Consider the following 18,130-nt stretch of genomic DNA (forward strand, 5'->3'; position numbering starts at 1 on the left):
CTTCCGGGTGAGCGGATCATAGAACGGGGTGGTGCCGACGTCTGGTTGGTCAGGTCTCGACGGGGGCGTCATCGCTAGGCGGGTTCTCCTGAAAAGCGACGGCGTCCATGTCCTCCGCCGCCTCTACCCACTCGGTGTCCTGGGCCGGTGTCGAGGGCTTGGTGCGGTTGCCGGTAATGACGGTGCCCTCGTGGGTGAGGTCGACGCAGAGCATGCCGTCCTCCATGAAGGGTTTCCATCGCCGGGTGGCGGTGGTGTCGATGCCGTAGTGCTGGGTGAAGGCGGTGGCCGAGACGATGGCCTGCCCGGAGCCGCGCTTAGAACCGTGGCGCACCGCGTAGGCGTGGCAAGAGGAGTCGTCGGTGCCACGCAGGGCCATGACCTGCCGTTCGCGGTCGAAGAGCAGTTCCACTGTTTCGGCGTTGTTTACGAGGTCGTGGGCTGCTTTGTTCAGCGAGATCATGCCGCGTTTCTGAATGGTGATACTCGGCGCTTTGACCAGCGGAGTCATCCTTTTGTCGAACACCTCGAACGGCATGATTGCTCCTGTAGTCAGTGGATGCGGGGCACGATATGCATCACATTCATTGCATTGTAAGCCCCGCACTCACGGCGCCTATGCATCGAGGTGTCTTGAAAGGCGAGGAATGCGAGACGTCTCGGCCGAAACGTTTGGGCATGGGAAAGCTGATCAGGTATGCCCATGGCCACTGCCACGACCATCGACGCTTGCGTGGCGGAGGGGCGCACGGACAAGCGATAAGAATTTAACTTTCAAAACCCGGCGACATGGTTGTGCTGTAAAAAGTCTTCGTTGACTATGAACCCAGTAGTTCCTTCAGCTCGTTCAGGTGCCGCTTCTCCAATTGGCGGATCCGCTCTCGCGTGACGCCGATTTCCTTGCCGATGGCGTCGAGCGTCCACTCGACGTCGTCCACGAAGCCGTAGCGCAGAGCGAGGATCCTAGCGCCGCGCTCCGGCAGGGTGTCGAGCAGTCCTTCGGCGTACGAGCGCTGCTCAGTGGACAGATACATCGTCTCGGGCGACTCCACCCAGCCGTGGGACAGCATCGACTCCAGCTGCTCCCACTCCTGCTGACCGACGTCACGCAGACCGTTCAGACTGACGACATCCTTGACATGCATACGGAGCAGGTCGGCCTGATCGAGGGTAATGTCGAACATCGTCACGAGCTGGTGGCGGGAGGGCCACCTGCCGTGCTCCTGACGATAGGCTGCGAGGTCCTTGCGCGTTCGGGCCATGATTTCGTAGAAGTGGACAGGAATCCTGATGGCCCGTCCGAGGTCGGCGAGGCTGCGCGTGATCGCCTGCCTGACCCACCAGGTCGCATAGGTCGAGAGTCGGAAACCCTGCTTCCAGTCGAACTTGTCGACGGCCCGCATGAGGCCGATGTTGCCCTCCTGGATCAGGTCCAGGAATTCCAGGCCCCGGCCGAGGTAGTGCTTGGCGATGCTCACGACCAGCCGCAGATTCGCGGTGATCATCCGCTCACGAGCGCGCCGCCCGATGCGCACCATGGCGCGCAACTCCGCGTCGCTCGCGATGCACTGCAGGGATTCTCCGCTGAGGATCTGCTCAGCGACCAGCCCCGCCTCGATGTCGAGGGCCAGCTCCCGTTCCTCTTCCTCAGTAAGCAGCGGCTCCCTGCCGATCTCCTTGAGGTACTGACGGACCGGATCCTCGGAATGGGCTGACGGCCGACCTCCCGGCGGGACCACCTGCACGGTGAGCCCTTCGCCGCCGCCGACGGACAGGCCTCCGCCGGGAGCGACGTCGTCGTCAGCACTTTCTATTGCTCGGACGGGGAAGAAGGGTCCTTCCCACGGCGGCCGCGCCGTCGGCGTCCCCTTGAGGTCCTCCGGGCGGTAGAGCAGGAAGTCGACGAGATCGGCGAGCTCGTTGGCGAGATCGAAGAAACCGATCTCGCGGGCGTGCTGCATGGCCCGGTCCAGGCTGTGGTCGCCCTGCACATCCGGATCCTCCACGGTGCCCTTGGCGTAGAGGACCGCCAGGCGACCGTGCCGGCCGTCCTGCTTCAGGCGTACCACGCGGCCCAGGCGCTGGATGAACTGCCGTTCCGAGCGGTGCGAGGCCATGATCACGGCGAAGTCGGCCTCGGGCACGTCGATGCCCTCGTCGAGCACGCGCGGGGCAGTCACCACCTTGTATCGGCCCGCGGCGAAATCCTTCAGCACCAGCCGTCTTTCGAGGGCGGGCACATCGGCATGCACCATCCCTGTCGGGATGTCCTTGCCGACGAGCACGTCCCTGGACGCCTCGGAGGACTCCTGGGTCTGGGTGAAGACGAGGGAGCCACCGGACCGCCGGAACACGCTGACCAGTGCCGCCACGGCCTTCGTCTTGGTCTCGGTGCCCGAGAGGATCTTCAACCGGGCTGCCAGGGCCTTGACGTACTTCTTGGCCAGGAAGTGGATCGGCGCGGTGGCCTCCTGTCCGGCCAGCTCCGTGACCTTGGCGAGGAACGCCGCGTAGGGCTGCTCCGGCACGGTGGGATAGCCCAGGAGCGACTGGCGCGTCTCCACCATGACGGAGGTGAGTTCCTTGTACTGGGCCATCTCGTCGGGACGCAGGTCCACACCCACCATGGCGATGTCGAACGGCGCGATAACCCCGTCGTCCAGCGCGCGGTCGTACCAGAGCTCGTAGATGACGCCGCCGAAGTACGGGTCCAGGACGGTGCTCTGCGCCCCGTCGGCGCGCTCGTAGGTGGCGGTGAGGCCGAGCCGGTGGACGAACCGCTCGGAGAGGGCCGACTGAAACAGGGGCGCGGCGTAGCGGTGGCACTCGTCGGCGATCACCACGCCCTGGCGGTGGCTGCTCAAGACCTCCTGCCGGGCGGCGGAGTGCACCACAGCGACGATGACGTCCACCTGCGCGAACGACGACGTCGAGCCGCCGCCCAGCGCGCCCACCGACGCCGACGGCAGGTGCCGCTTGAGGGCGCCCAGCCACTGTCGCTGCAACTCGATCGTCGGCACCAGGATCAGCGCGTTCTGCCCGATCCTCAAGGCCTCGTGCACCGCGACGAGGCCGAGTACGGTCTTGCCGGCGCCAGTGATCGCTTGCACGACTCCGCGTCGGCCGGCGGCGTGCCAGGCGTCGAGCGCCTCGACCTGCCACGTGTACAGGAACGGGTAGTCCTGCGCAGCCGACGGGGCGTCGTTGACCTGCCGGACCGGCGGATCGATCTTCAGGAGCACGGGAACCTCACAATGGACAGTGGCAGTTGTTTCCTTGCAAAAGTAACTGTGCGGTAGGACACGCTAAATCAGCGAGTCGACGTCCTTACCAGTTCGTAATGTCCTAGCGGCGCAATGGAGCGACCATGCGGTCGCTTGCGGCGAAATGCGTGCTGGCGGCGGTGACGAGACGAGTGCCGCCTCGGAGACCGAGATACTCTGCGTGTCCGTCGGGGATGGCCTGCCGCACGGCGTGCTTGGGCAGGACGATGACATCGGCGACCTCCGTCGAGACCTCGACGTCGACGAACGCCCATACCCAGTTTTCCAGCTGTGCGTCCCGTTCGAATGGCGGAAAACGCGTGGTCGTCTGTCAGTCACCGCGCGTCCGGGTGGGCCAACGCATGTGTCTCCGCGAGACGTGCTTCCCTGTGTTGAGGACGTCTATGGGCGCCGGTGCGCGGAACAAACTGTCCGACCGCGCTCCTTGAGCCAGCGGGTCAGGGCTCTGGCGCCTCGCTCCCGTACGGTTTTCACGGCATCTTCCTCGTAGCGAACACAGCAATCGGGATGGATATCAGGTGGGTTGACTCGAAAATCACTCGACATGGCGTCCCGCACTGAGCACGCCGAGTGCCAGAAGGATCTCCTGGGCCACCTGTTGGATGGCAGGTCGAGTCGTGGGCAGGGCATACAGGTGGCTGTCGACTCGGATCGTCCCGTCGTCCCGAGCCTCGATGTGGTGGCCGGCCACGCCGATGTGCACCTGCTGCTCCGTGGGACGTATTCCATGGAGGTAGTCGCCTTCCCAGCGGGGAGAAGGGGCGAGTGCGAGGTGTTGGACCGTGCCGTAGCTCATGGTCACCACAGCGGCTGCCAACGCGGCCAGGCGAGCGGGGGCAGAGAGTGTTCGCCCTTCGGGGGGCCTAACAAGTCCCATGGCTTGCTCAATACCGAGAACGAGACCATGGACGTCGCCGCTCATGACTGCCTCTGGCCACGAGGACCGGAAGCCCGCCTCAGCAATGATTCCTGCACCTGATCTCCGGAACCCGACGTAGCCCTGTCCGGGAAACGCGACTTCGAACTGCTGAGCATGCGCGCCGCTTCCCTCCGTGGCGACCTCAAGCCAAGCATCTGGATGGAGACGGAGCAGCTCTGCGGCGACTGACCAGCTGATCGCTTCGATGACATGCCGTTTGGGGCCCTGCTGGTGATACCACTGGTCCTCCTGTGCCGGGAGGGAGGAGCGGTTCCTGAGTTCTCGTGCGAAGGCTTCGAGGATGTGGACGGGTGGCAACGCGCTGACCACCTGGCCTAGTTGGTCCATGGCAGGTTCCCCGGTGATCAGACGCCCGTAGAGTGCAGCGACGGCGGGCGTGCGGCTCTGCGCCTGCACGCAGTGGAGCAGCACTCTCTTCTTCTCCGCCCGGAACAGCTTCACGGTGTTGGCCGCGTCCTCCAGGACGAACGAGAGGTTGGGGTTGTCCGCGGGCTGGTCCGAGTCCACGAGCCAGAAGCTGGCATGGTCGCTTTCCTGCACCGAGGCAGGGCGCTGTGCCGTGCCGAGTCGGCACAGACTCACCGCCGCGGAGGGTGCCATTGTTTCCAGCGCGCCGACTCCACCAAGCTGGACGCCCTGATCGGCCGGGTGAGTCACCACGGTGTTCCGGGCCGGCCACGTGCTGTAGTCCATCCTTGCGACGTTCGGCCATCGATCCGATTTCAAGTCACGGCCGAAAGCCACCGTGATAGCGGAGCGCATGAGCTCGTCTGCGGTGCCCCCAGTGGGGCCGGTGAGGTCGCGACGCCACGCGAAAGGGATCGCCGAGAAACCGCGTGCGGCGCCCAGAGTGGCACCCACGAGAGCGCCCACAGGCTCAGCCTGGTAGTACCGGAGTGCTTCCACGGAGACATTGCGGAGGAACCGTTGAGGTCCCGGGGTGTGCTGCGCAAAGGCGACGACGGACCACGCCTTCTGGATTTGGTGCAGGCCGAGGTTGCCCCCGGCGACATCCATAGGATGGCTCGCCTGCACCTCGTCGACAATCTGCGTCCAGCGGGCGCAGGCAGGTTCGCCGCTCAATGCTGCTGCCTTCCTGAGGTCAGCGTCTCCCGACCGCACAGTTTCGGCGAGCATCACGCTCCAGATCCCACAGGCCATGGCCAGGGCGTCGTCGAAGGTCTCACCGGCCAAGGACCGGGCGAGATCGAATATCCGGTGTGGCACCTCCCCGAGCGTCGTCAGAGAGACAGCCGCGGCGATGGCCAGGGGCGCCCGGGCCGTGGCCGCGACCCAGTCAGCGTCCTCGGCCGAGAGCAGGGCGTCCGCCCGAACTCGAGCCAGGTCGGTCGTGATCGAGTTACAGCTCGTCGCGGGCGCACCAGGCCAGGACGTCAGGACGTCAAGAGCTGCCCGAGCGGTCGACGTCGACGGACCCCACGTGTGCCGGGCGGACGCGGCATCTGAGGTGAAGCGGCTGTGAGCGTCCCCGACCGCCATCCCCACGAGAAGTCCGGCGGCGCGGTCCTGTTGTGGTCCAGTCAGTTTCACGTCGTTCTCCGATCGCAGGCCTGAACAGCAGTCATCGAGGCGGCCGTGTTGGCTCTCGCCCGGTGCGGCATCATTCGTCGCGGTCCCGCCGCCACTCCAGCAACCTGTTCAGAACAGTGCACGCCGCCAGCTCCGGACCCTCGTCGCCGGAGCCGGCGGTCCACAGGGGCGCCATCCCGGTGGCGATCACGTCTGTCTGGTCCACGACGAAGGAGAAGTCGTCCACGGTGCACAGCAATCTCGGGCCGTACCTTTTGTGTATGTAATCCCGCTTCTCCTCGGCTTCGGCCAACGGCTGCACCCGCACAGTCCGGGTGGAACCGTAGCCGCTCCGCACCAGGGCCGCGGCGAACTCCGCCTTCCACGGGGACGTGGTCGTCTGGATGACCACGCATCCCTTGAACAGCAGGCCCAGTTCCGCCTCGAGACGGGCCACGACGAGGTGTGGCCCACCGGCCGTGACGATCTGGAACCAGCTCAGGAACGGCTCGCCGTCTATGGCGATGCCCGCTCCCGCACGCAGGAACTCGATCCGGGTGCCTCCCAGCAGGACGACGAATCCGTCTCCGGGACCGTCCATCGGTTCGACCCATCCGTCCGCGTGGTCCTTCTTGAGCAGCTCGGCGGCGATCGTCCAGCTGAGGAGCTCGATGAGTTGCCGATCCACGGCCAAATGGTCGAAGGGCGCTCGCTCCTCGATGACGTCCTCTGTCAACTCCCTGGGGTGCCCCATACTGCGCGGCCACCGTGGGCGTCCGGCTTTCGCCGGTCAGACCGTGCAACAGGACTGTCTTGCCCTCCTTGCGAAGAGTGAGAATGGCGCGGACGGCATCCTCCAGCACGAAGTCCAGATTGGGATTGTCCCGTGGATCGTCGGAATCGACCAGCCAGAAAATGGCGTGGTCAGCCACCGAGCCACGTGGAGGTTGGAGTTTCGCTCCCGGCTTGCACAGGCTCACGGCGGCTTTGGTCCGCGTTCCCTCCAGCGCTTCGATGCCACTGAGCAGGACGCCCGGGTCGCTCGGGTGGGCCACCGTCACCGGAGAGACGGACTCGGGCGGCTCCGCCCGCTGGAACTCAGGCCAGCGGTTGGGGACATGCTCGAGGTCCAGCGCCGCAGACACCGCCGAGCGCATCAGGTGCTCCATGCTGTCACCGCGACCATCTCGCAGGAACCGTCGCCAGGCCCACGGGATGGCTGAATAGCCGTGGATCGCGCCGAGCGCTGCACCCACCAGCGGGCCGACGGTCCACTTGCCCTCCGTGGAGCGCCCTGCCTCCATGCCCGTGGTGAACCGTTGTGATCGCTTCGTGGTGCCGGACGTTGACACGGCGGCCCAAGCAGAGTGCAAGAGGTCATAGGGACCACCGCCGTCAAGATCCGGGTCGAGGCCCCGCTCCATGTCGCAAATCCGACGGTTCCAGTGGTAGCTGCCGCCGCTCAGGAACTGCAGGCCGACGCGCAGATCGGCTTCCCCGGTCAGCACAGCGTGCTGAAGCATCGCCGCCCACAACCCGCACGCCTCCCCGAGTGCTCTGGGATCCCCGTACTCCATTTCCTCCCCGTCACCCTCCGCCAACTTTTGGGTCCAGGCGAAGAATTGTTCGGGCTTCTGACCGAGCTCCCGGAGGACATGGCCGCTGAAGTAGCCGAAAGTGAGCAAGAGGGGCGAGGTCCATGCGTCCCACGTCAGGTACTCGAAGGGCTCGGGCTGATCCTCCTCCACAGCGATCAGCGCCCGGTCCGTGACGTCGCCCGAGTATCTGCGCGGGACGCGCTCGGCGCGGTTCCCTGACGCCATTGATTCACCAACCGCCATACCCACCAGTAGGCCAGCGGCACGATCCTGTTGGGCGACGGTGAGCCGGGGTGGCGGCTGCCTCCGCCCAAAGGGAGTGTTTTCGCTCATGCCATGGGTCCTTCCACGGGAGGTCCAGGATGGCTCGGCAGCCTGTTAGGAGGAACTCGACTGATCCCAGTCGAGAACGAGTTGTGCTCTGTCTTGTGGGCGAGCCCGCCCACAACACCGATACCGCTGGCCGGCAGTGCAGTCGCCACGGCGCTCTTCCTCTCGTCGAAGACTTGCAGAAATCGCAGGTCTACCGCTGGCATGACATGACATCGGAAAGAACATATTCCTTTGCCCGGGAATTCTTCGACCCTCCGATGAGGGTGCTAGAACAACTCATCCGAGGACGAGTCGGTGGCGAGAGCCTCGTCGTCGAGATCCTCCTCGTCCGTCACCAACCGCACGAGGTCGGCTGCAAAGAGCCGCTGCTCGGAATCCGCCCGCCCTGACTTGTCGAAAAGGACGCCTTCCTGCTTCAACATCTCGGCGGGATCATCGGTCCGGTCCTCGTCACCCCAGCGGAAATCTGGTGATGGCTTCGCGGAGGAGGTGAGCACCCGGTGCGGGTTCGGGACGGGGGCGTCTCGGAGCCGGTTGCCAATGGGCTGGGCTGCCGTCCCCAGAGCCTTCGCTAGATCTCCGTAGGTAGTCCACCGGCCGGCAGGAATTTCCGTGAGCATTTGGTCCAAGCGGTGCCACAGATTGTTGGGGCCGCTGTCCTTGACGGCGGTGTTCGGGCCGGGCCACGCCTCGATGATCATTTCCATGAGCTGCTGGCCGCGTTGTTGGATCTGCTCGGGTCCCCACTCGATAGCGGCGTCCTCGCCCACCGCGGCGGAGAGGCTCTGCCGCCATGACGAGGAGAGGGTCTGCGGAAGGACGTGCTCAATGCTCAGCTTTGCAGGGTCCACAGGCTCTCGACTCTCGAAGAGCTCCTCGATCCAGGTCAGCAGAAGCTTGCGCTGGCTGGCACGTCCGACCGCATAGAACGGGACGTTTGCCACGGCCTGCCGGATGTCTTGGTCGGTCGAGTAGTGCCGCTGGCCGCGGGAGAAGTAGTCTCGCAGCTCTTTGTCGACGTCTGAGCTGCGGCCGATGTCCTGGACCGTCTGCGCGAACATGCGGTTCAAGCCCATCGATGGGCGGCCCACGAGCAGCCGCCGCACCAGCAACGATTCGATGACCAGGAGTGCGCCGGCGAGCGCCTCGTCGTCGAAGCGTCCCTCGGCCCGCAGATGCAGCAGGTGCAGGACCAGCGGGGCGACAGTGGCTGAAGCCCAAGCCTGCAACCGCTGGAGTCGGCGCCGCACGGGCGCCGACCCCTCCTCCTCGGGCCGGACGATGAGGCGGTAGAGACGGGCGAGCTCGAGGAGGCGCCGTACTTCAGCGGCGATCTCGTCCTCCGTACCGAACGCCTCGAAACGCTTCTTCTGCGCCTGATAGGTGTCGCCAATCTTCACCGTGGGCTTGCGCTGCACCAGATCGAGCCAGAAGAGAGTGTCCAACTCCTCCCGCGTCAGCAGATCCTGGAGTGGCTTCCACAGGGTGCGGTAGACGTGGTCACCCTGCTCGGGAAGCCGCATGAAGATGTGGTTCCGGAGCAGATCTCCCTGCGACAGTTTGAGTCCGGTGTTGTTGAGCGACTCGAAGATGCGGTGAACGTTGTCCGACTCGGCCGTGCTGATCGACACCAAGGAAAGCCGGCTAGTGGTTGCCTTCTCGATCTCCTCCACCGGCAGTTCCGTATCGATCAGAGCGGTGCGGAACCAGCGGTAAGCGGAGCCGATGTGCCCCTCACCGTCCGCGCCGGGCACCCCATCGATAACGGCCGAGTAGGCGTCTCGGTCGGCCTGAGTGGGGACCAGCTTGGTGCGATACGGATCTTCCAGGTACTGGTTGGTGAGGAACGTGTTCTTGATCCGCTCCGCTCCTCGCCGGGCAGCGGAGTCATGACTCAAGATGTGGTCGTGAATGGCGACCAAGAGAATTGTCAGAGTGGTCAAGCGTTGCTGGCCATCGACGACGAGGTGACGGGTCAGCCCGCCGGCGACATTGCCTGCATACGGAGCGAGGACCAGCGAGCCGATGAAGTGGTTCGAGGAAGGATCCTCTTTTATGTCCTCGGTGAGCTGAACGATGTCCTGCCACAGGACGCTCCATTGCGCCTTTCCCCATTGGTACGGCCTCTGGTAGAGGGGCACCAGATACTGATTCTCGCCCTCGAGAATCTTCTGCAGTGTCGTTTCCTGTGCGGCAACCATGGCTCCATCTATACCTTGTCGTTGATCGGGGAGCGGCCTCGGAGACCGCGCATCCCCCCGGGCAGGTTCGGGCGCGTGGCCCGATGCCTGCATCATTTCTAGGCCGGCACCGCAGCACTCACCAGCTGTTCACCCTCCAGCGCGACCCGACCACGCTGCTGGGCTACCAGCAGGGATCGCCCGAGCTGGGCATCCGTGGACTTGTTGGTCTTCACTCGGCCGAAAAATTTCAGCACTGCCTGCTTGGCCTCGTCCATGGGCAATGAGCCGTGGCGCGACAGGACGACCTCGAGAGCATTGGCAAGCTCGACCGGGCTCACCTCATCAATCCGCCGTTGCGCCGGGGTGCTCCGGCGTGCCAGGAGCCAGCGGTCGACGTCGAGACCCTGCGGCCACACGAAACCGTCGGCGTCGACCTGCACCTCGGCGTTGCCGATCTGGTGCTCCACCTTCTTTCGCTTGGCTGCGGTCGCCCGTTTGGCGCCGTGGGCCTGGCAAACCAGCGAGACGAGCCGGTCGCGGTGAATCGGCCCCTCGGCGTCGACCACAGTCTCGATGACCCCCCGCACGCTCTCACGGTGGGCCAGCTTTTTGAGACTTTCGAGCATCTCCGGCTCGCCAACGACCTCGACCTCCCACGGCTCCCACTTGAGAGAGCGTGCTCCGCGCGGTCGGTCGGTGACGGTCTCCTGGACACCCCCACGGACATCGACCTCCTCGTCCTCCTCCGTCGGGATGCGTTCCGGCGCGGGTGTCGGCTCCTCGGTGCCTGTCGTCGATTCCGGCGGAACGGGTTCCTCCTGCTGAGCCTCGAGTTCGTCGGGCCCGTGGTCCTTGACCAGCTCGTTGATGACCTGGTGGCGCAGATCCATGATCTGGCTGACGCCGGCTCCGTCGCCGATGAAGTCCAGCACAATGCGCACGGTGTCCACGGCGCGCAGGGCATCGAGCACACTGAGTTCGGCGTGGTGCGCCACCTGGTTACGGACCAGGCGCAGAACGCCGCCGTAAGTGCCGAGTGTGCGGTGCTTGTCGGTGGCGCTGAAGGGGAAGCCCAGGTTGCCGAGCCGTTCGGTGACCATGCGCAGTTGCAGGGCAACGTCTTGAGGGTCGTAGGTGTAACCGTGCTTACCGCGATCTTCGTCGAGCACGCGCAGCACTTCGGTCCACTCCAGATTGCCGAGGTGCGCCTTCAACACTGCGCGAATGTGTGGCTCCAGTCCCTGTCCGAGGATCTTTAAGGACTGGTGCACGTATAGGTCGGGGGTCATGTGCATGGCTTCTCCATTCTGGGGAGCGCCGCGACATCGTGGCGCATTCCTTGATGCAAATCTATGAGACGGGTCGGACGCGCTAGCAAGGGACCACGGCAGTCCCCGTGAGTGACTCATCGATGTACTGCGTTCCCGTTTTCCAGCTCATCGCCCGACGTGCTCGTACGCCATCACCTGCCGCACCGTCGGCTGACAGCACACCAGCACCAATTCCCGCACGCGTCCGCCGGTGATCCGCTCCAGCTGGCCGGCGTATAGGGACAGCTGCTGTCGGTAGGCCTCCTGGCTCACCTGAGAGAGCGCCATGTCCGTCTTGTAGTCCACCACGAAGTAGTCCCCGCCCGGCTCCCGGTACAGCAGGTCCACCACGCCCTCGAGCACGGCGCCGTCCTCGTCCACGGTGGCGACCGGCAGCTCCTTCCAGTGTTCGCCCGCGGCGGCCGCCCGCACGGGGTCGGAGTCCCAGGCCCAGCGGGCGCAGGCGAGCAGTGCCTCGATGTCGGGCAAGTCATGCAGCTCGGCGACGGCCGGGGCGTGGCGGTCGAGCGACTCGCGGTCCGTGAGGTCGCACAGCTCCATCAGCCGGTGCAAGGCCGTGCCGAACTCCGGGCCGTGCAGCAACTCGTGCCGGGACTCGACGGGAGGACTCTCCAGCGGCACGAACCGCTCGGGCTCCGCCGGGGACGGGAGGTGCGGGGCGGCGGGAGCGTCGTCGCCCGCCGGTGCCTGCGCGGGGGAGGGCGAGGGAACGGAGACTCCGCTCTCGACCGGTGGAGTGGGTGGCGCCGCGTGCGCCACCCGCGTCACCGACCGGCTGCCCTCGACCCGCGATGCCTCGGCCCAGCGCCCGCTCACCGTGGTCCAGTCGGCGAGCACCTCGTCCCAGGACCTCTCCTCCGGGACGGTCTCCGTCGGGCGGCGGACGCTCTCGACGACCTCGAACGGCAGCTCGGGCGTGCCGGCCACGTGCGCCTTCCGCAATTGCGCCGCGTGCGAGGACCCACCCGTCTCCGAGACCGTGTACAGCGACACCACCAGGTGGCTCTGTGCCCGGGTGCACGCCACGTAGAGCAGCCGCAGCCGCTCGGCCGTGAGCATCTCCTTCTCCCGCTCCTTGAGCTCCCCATGGCCGGCGGTGCTCAGCCCGGTCTTGAGGGAGACCTCCATCGCCCCGTCCTCGGCGAAGAGCACGTGGTGGGTAGTCGGCGGCACCTTGGTGCCGGTGCCGGCGAGGATCACCACCGGGTACTCCAGGCCCTTGGCCGCGTGCACCGTGGTGATCCGCACGGCCTTCGCGTCGGTCTCGGGGACGACCGCCTCCTTCACCCGGGCGCCCTCCGCCGTCTGGGTCTCGGCCCAGCGCAGGTAGTCGCGCAGGCTCCCGTGCGTGGCGGTGCCCCAGGCGCGGGCCTGGTCCACGACGAAGCGCAGCCGCCGCCACGTCTCCCGGTGCCGAGGCGAGTCCGTGGCGGCCTCCAGCACCAGGAACTGCTCGAGGACGCACTCCATGAGGTCCGCGACGCCGGACCGGGACAGCTCCTGCGAGAGGTTCCGCAGCGCCAGCAAGGTGCGGGCCACGCGGGTGTCTTCGAGCCCCTCGGGGGCGTCCGCCCGGTAGTTCCACCAGCCGCCCCCGAGGCGCCAGGCGGCCAGCTCGTCGTCCCCGCAACCGAGGATCGACGTCCGCAGGGCCAGCACGAGCCGGCCCGAGTCGGCCGGGTTCGCCAGCGCCTGCAGGATCAGCATGAGCTCCCGGACCTCCGCGGCGCCGTAGACCAGCGATGAGGCCTCGGCCCGGTAGACGATGCCCGCCTCGTCGAGCGCCTTCTCCAGCACCTCGAGCGACGTGCGGGTGGGGAGCAGAATCGCGATGTCCTCCTCGGTGACGGGCCGGGTTTCCGCGTCGTCGCGCCCCTCCTGGTGCCGCCAGGCTGGTCCGCCGGTCCGACCGAGTGCGGTGAGCACCGTGTGCGCCACATGCCGGGCCTCCCGCTCATGCAGCTCGGCGGCCTTGAGCTTCCCGCCGTCCTCGGCGCCGGGCAGGGTCAGGCCGATCACGCTCACGGGGTGCCCGAAGCCCTCCGGCAGCGGCGGGCGCGCCGGGTCCGGCACGAGCGGCACGTAGGCCGGCTGCCGGCCGTGCTCCTCCTCGATGAGCACGCCGAACACCGCGTTGACCCACTCCAGCACGGGCCCCACGGAGCGGAAGTTGGTCTGCAGGGTCGCGATCGACGACGACGCCTCCGCCGCGGCGCGCTCCTGGAAGCCCAGGTAGGTCTCGATGTCCGCCCGCCGGAACCGGTAGATGGACTGCTTCGGGTCGCCGACCGTGAACAGCCGCCCGCCGTCCACGGGCAGCTCCCGCCAGTCGTCGGGCCCGCAGGAGACGGACGAGGCCAGGCGCAGGGCGATCTCGGCCTGGATGGGGTCGGTGTCCTGGAACTCGTCGATCATCAGGCACGCGTAGCGGCCGTGCAGGCGGGCCCGGACCTCGGCGTGCTCCTCGCCAACGAGCAGGTCCCGGGCCAGCACGAGCTGATCGTGAAATTCCAGCCGTCCCTGCCGGCGGCGCTCGTCGGCGGCCTCGCGCAGAACGGAGGCCATCACGACGATGACGAGGTCCAAGGACTGGCGGATCACCGTTTCTTTGAGTGCCACAGCACGGTCGCTGATATCCTTCGCGAGCGCCCGGACCTCACCGACGTCACCAGTCCATTTCGTCTTGGATCCCTTGCTGAAGTTCTTGGTGGGCACCTTGGCCAGGTGAGAGAGTGCCGTTCTAAGAGCACCGCGCCGAGCGGTCTCAATGTCATTCGCCCAGCCGAGCAGCAGACCCGTCGCGATGTAGAGAAGATCGTCCTCGGTCTTACACCCCCCGCGCATGCGGCGTAGCTCGTCGCACGGCCGGACGATCTTCGACCACTCTGTGTCCGGAATGGTGAAGTCGCTCTTCTTTGCTTCTTCCGACGGCAATCGGTCCCAGTTTCGGTCCATCGCCTTGGCCGTGTCGCGGAGCGTGTTCAGCTTCATGTCGCAGGAGAACAGCACCTCCATGGCCGCGGAGTGCTCGGGCTTGCCGAACAGCGCGCCGACGATCTGCTGCCACCGGTCCTCGAAGGCCAGCGAGGACGCGATCTCGTCGAGGGTCTCGATGCCCGGCGGGACCTGGGCCTCCAGCGGGTTCTCCCGGATGATCCGGGCGGCGAAGGAGTGAATGGTGCCGATCGGAGCGATGTCCAGGTCCTGCAGGGCTGTGCCGCGGCGGGAGCGCACGGCGTCGTCGTCGGACCCGGCCCCGAGCGCGGCCCGGACGCGCTCGCGGAGCTCCCCGGCCGCCTTCTCGGTGAAGGTGATGGCGACGACCGCGGTGATGGGCGTGCCGCGGTCCACCAGCGCCACGACGCGCTGGACCATCTCGCGGGTCTTGCCGCTGCCGGCGCCGGCCTCCACGAACACGGAGGACCCGAGCTCGTGGCGGATGGTCTCGCGGGCGTCCTCGTCGACGAGCTCGATCTGCAGGGTTTCCGGGGTCATCGAGTCTCCTCCTGGGTCAGCAGCACGAGGTGGGGTCCGAGCTCGGGGGCGTCCTGGAGCTTTTCCCACAGGGTCGTCACGTCCCGATGGCCGCAGACGGTCGTGACGTTGGTGTAGCGCTCCGACTCGGGACGGTGCGGGAAAATCCCGGCGCGCAGCGCGGTGACAATGCCGTGGGCATCGGCGCGGAGGGCGTCGACCACGTCGTCGGTCAACTCGTAGCCGACCGGCTCGCCGGGTGCGCCGAGAAACCAGTACTCGGCGCGCACGTCCGCCCCGCCGAGGGAGCGGGCGAACAGGCCGTAGACGGGCAACTGGAACTTGGTGCCGCCGGCGGTCGGGTCCTCCGGGGTGATGGCCTTGAACTTGTCCCGGCGTCCCGACTTGTAGTCGACCACCCGCATCGTGCCGTCCTCGTGGCGGTCCACTCGGTCCACCTTGCCGCGGAAGCGCAACACGGTGCCGTCCGGGAGGTCGAGGGCTATCTCCGGGTCCTCGCCGAAGTCGACCTCGGGAGCGTTGAGGCCCCAGCCTCCGGCGTGCTGGTCCTTGAGGTGCGCGTGCGTCTCCCGCAGCTGCTCGAGCATCTCGGCCCGATGGTGCTGCCAGAGGTCCTCGATCCAGTACTCGTTGCGCTCCCGCGCCATGATCCGCTCGGCCTCCCCGAGCAGGTGCTCGACCGGCGGAAGGGCACCGTCCGCCAGGGCCTGGTTCGCGTGGTGCTCCAGCGCCTCGTGCAGGATGTTGCCCTTGGTGAGCGGGTCGATGTGCTGCGCGAGCTCCCGGTCCGCGAACAGCTCGGCGCCCAGGACCTTGGTGACGAAGTAGCCGAAGGGGTTGTTGACCCACTCCTCCAGCGCCGTGGGAGAGACGGGACGGTTCAGGAAGTCCTCGGGAAGGGCCGCCGGGCCCGCGTGGCCGGTATAGCGGGTGAACCGGCCGCGCCGCCGGTCGGCGCGTATCTCGAGGGCGCGGTTCAGGTGTTCGCTATCCAGATCGCCCGGGTGATGGCCGCGGACGGTCAGCCACTGCTGGCGCAGTTCTTGCGCCGTGGCCGGCTGCGGCGTCTCGTCCGTGGCCCAACCGGCGCTGTCCCGCAGGGCCGCGACGGCGGAGGGGATCGCGGTCTCCGGCTCATCCCGGCCGAGCAGGGCCGGGAGCCAGCGCGAGGGGAGGTACGTGGGGCTCTCCCGCAGACTGCCCCGAGGCTGGAGCAGCAGCGGCGCCGGGACTACGCTCAGTGCGGCCTCGAAGAGTTCCCTCTGTCTCCGGACGCGCTCGTCCAGTTCCGGCAGACCCTCGGTGCGTCTGCGGACGTCCTCGGGGAGCAGCGCATCCTCCCGGGCATGGACGGGTACGAGACCGTCGGCCAGGCCCAGGAACACGGCATGGTCGATGTCGCGGCCCAGGGCGTCGCCGAGCGAGCCGGTGGTCACGCCGGTGCCGATGCGCCCGGTCCTCGAGCGGTGGGCGGTGATGACCTCCTGCACGGTGTGCGCCACGGTCCGCGACTCCGGGGTCGACCCGCAGCCGTCGAGGTCGGCCAGGTCCGTGAGGGCGTCCCGCAGCATCGTCCGGGCCGCGGCCCGGGTGGGCTCCTCTGGGCCGGTGGCGGTCAGGAAGTCGTCCACCAGGCGCAGAAGGACCTCGGAGGCAGCACTCCACGAGCCGGCCTGTCCGACCTCGTGCAGCTGGGCGGACAGTGCCTGGTGGAAGGCATCGAACTCCCGCTGGGCCTCTCTGCGCTTCCGCTTCTTCTCTGCTGCGCGGTCCTCCGCCGCGGCGGTGCCCTGGTCGCCGGGATCTGCCACCGGTTCGGCGTCGTCGTCCTCCGTGCTCACGGGGTTGACCCACAGGCGCTCGCAGGCCGCGGAGGAGGGCAGGGGGAGATCCCGGTGGCGCACAAGGCCCTCGGCGATCGCGTCCAGCAACGGGCGAACGGACAGCAGTTCCCCGGGCGCGGGGAGGTGATCGAGCAGCCGCAGGACGCTGCGGGCCATGGGGGTGTCGACGAGCTGCACAGGGGCCGGGCCGTTGAACTCGATGCCCGCATCCTGCAGCCGCCGGGCGACGAGCGGACGGTAGATCTCCCCCGAGGACCAGAAGACGCCGATGCGGTGGCCCGGGGCGCCGCCTGCGAGCCAGGACGCCACTGCCCGAGCGGCGGCACGAGCCTCGTCCTCGGGGTCGGAGGCGCTCGTCCAGTGAGCTCCGGCCAGGTCGGGGCGACCGGCGTTCAAAACGTCGCTGTCGTCGAGGCCGAGCGCCTCGAGGACCGCGGCGGTGGCCGGCTCGGTGGCCGTCGGCAGGGCGAAGGCGAGGACGGTGCCGATGTCGCCGGCCTTGCCTGCGGCAATCCGCTCCGCGGCCGTGGTCAGCGCCTCGTGGCGGGACCAGAAGCCGCCCTCCAGCCTTGCGGTGACGGCCTGGTGGGCGCGGTGCACCTCGGAGACGACCGGAGGCGCTCCGGTGGGATCGAGCTCGATGCCGTCGAGGGTGGCCGAGCACCGGGCGAGGGCCTGGGCGGTGACGGGGCGGTCCGCGCAGTAATCGAAGCGCCCGGGCTCCACGGCGAGCAGCCCCGCCGCGGCGGCCTGCCGCACCATCGGGGTGAGCGGCTTGCGGGACCGGGCAGCGTCGACGAGGAGGAAGATCTCCGTGGCGAGCTGGTCGACGGTCACGGCGCGCACATTGGCGATCCCTTGCCCGCCTCCGCGAGCCGCCTCCCGCGCGAGGCGCCGGATGACGTCGAGGCCACTGGCCGGAGTGGGAACCAGGATCGTGACCCGGGCCAGCGGGGAGCCCGCGCGGACCTCGGACACACGGTCCGCCAGGGTGATCCAGGCCGACTCCACGTCCACCGGCTCTGCAGTCGTCACGGCGTTCTTCCTCTCCTCGAAGCGTTTCCGGAATCGCAGCGAGGTCGCCGCCACGACGACGATTTCGTGGGTCGCGTCCTCTTTGCAGGGGACGCATCCGGCAGGCCTGTTTTCATCTGCAATCCGATATCCGACTGTAAGGGCGGACTGGGACATCGCACGACTGGCCAGCTTTATTTTTTGAAGTCCCGAGGGTTGCTAATTTTTTTTGAAGTGCAGGACTCCTCGGTCTGTGGCACAGGCCTGGAGCCCTGCCTGTTGCAGGGCGGCACAAGATGGTCACCGCGTGACTGGTGATGGTGCTTGAACAGCCGCTTCACTGAGGAGGCAGATTCAACGGCCGCAGGGGCCGTGCAGAGCCCCATCGTCGTGCACGCCCCTGGAGGGCCTCTCGAGAGCCGCCAGGAACGCTGGTCCTACTGAGGTCGGCATGTTGCAGCCATTCGTTCAGTCCGCTTGCGTGGTTGCAGCACCTACAGTATGAAACTTAACTGGTGCAAAATCCTGTCCGGAGGATCCCAGGGCAGAGGCGCTGAGCACAGGGGGATCAAAAGATG

8 protein-coding genes are annotated in these 18,130 nt (G+C 67.1%); all 8 read right to left on the bottom strand.

Annotated elements, in window-relative coordinates:
* Positions 1-49: 49 nt before the first annotated feature.
* Positions 50-538, bottom strand: coding sequence for a hypothetical protein (locus BJF77_RS04930; RefSeq protein WP_075871450.1), 489 nt, complete (start codon positions 536-538; stop codon positions 50-52).
* Positions 539-818: 280 nt separating this feature from the next.
* Positions 819-3,242 (bottom strand): sigma-70 family RNA polymerase sigma factor, encoded by a 2,424-nt coding sequence (locus tag BJF77_RS04935; RefSeq protein WP_075871451.1) that lies wholly within the window; start codon positions 3,240-3,242, stop codon positions 819-821.
* 577 nt (positions 3,243-3,819) lie between these two features.
* Complete coding sequence (locus BJF77_RS04940; protein ID WP_139318439.1) at positions 3,820-5,775, bottom strand: dual specificity protein phosphatase family protein; 1,956 nt, start codon at positions 5,773-5,775, stop codon at positions 3,820-3,822.
* Between the two features lie 70 nt (positions 5,776-5,845).
* On the bottom strand, positions 5,846-6,508 hold the full coding sequence (locus BJF77_RS04945; RefSeq protein ID WP_075871453.1) for a hypothetical protein: 663 nt from the start codon (positions 6,506-6,508) through the stop codon (positions 5,846-5,848).
* A gap of 1,443 nt (positions 6,509-7,951) precedes the next feature.
* Positions 7,952-9,886 (bottom strand): DUF262 domain-containing protein, encoded by a 1,935-nt coding sequence (locus tag BJF77_RS04950; protein ID WP_075871454.1) that lies wholly within the window; start codon positions 9,884-9,886, stop codon positions 7,952-7,954.
* A gap of 98 nt (positions 9,887-9,984) precedes the next feature.
* Complete coding sequence (locus tag BJF77_RS04955) at positions 9,985-11,163, bottom strand: DUF3320 domain-containing protein (RefSeq protein ID WP_075871455.1); 1,179 nt, start codon at positions 11,161-11,163, stop codon at positions 9,985-9,987.
* 141 nt (positions 11,164-11,304) lie between these two features.
* Positions 11,305-14,694 (bottom strand): exodeoxyribonuclease V subunit beta, encoded by a 3,390-nt coding sequence (locus BJF77_RS04960; protein ID WP_075871456.1) that lies wholly within the window; start codon positions 14,692-14,694, stop codon positions 11,305-11,307.
* Positions 14,691-17,573: a PD-(D/E)XK nuclease family protein gene (locus tag BJF77_RS04965; RefSeq protein ID WP_158041185.1), complete on the bottom strand. Its 2,883-nt coding sequence runs from the start codon at positions 17,571-17,573 to the stop codon at positions 14,691-14,693. Before BJF77_RS04965 ends, BJF77_RS04960 begins: the two co-directional genes overlap by 4 nt.
* Positions 17,574-18,130: the final 557 nt, after the last annotated feature.

Source organism: Kocuria sp. CNJ-770, from assembly GCF_001942375.1.
GTDB classification, from domain to species: Bacteria; Actinomycetota; Actinomycetes; order Actinomycetales; family Micrococcaceae; genus Kocuria; species Kocuria oceani.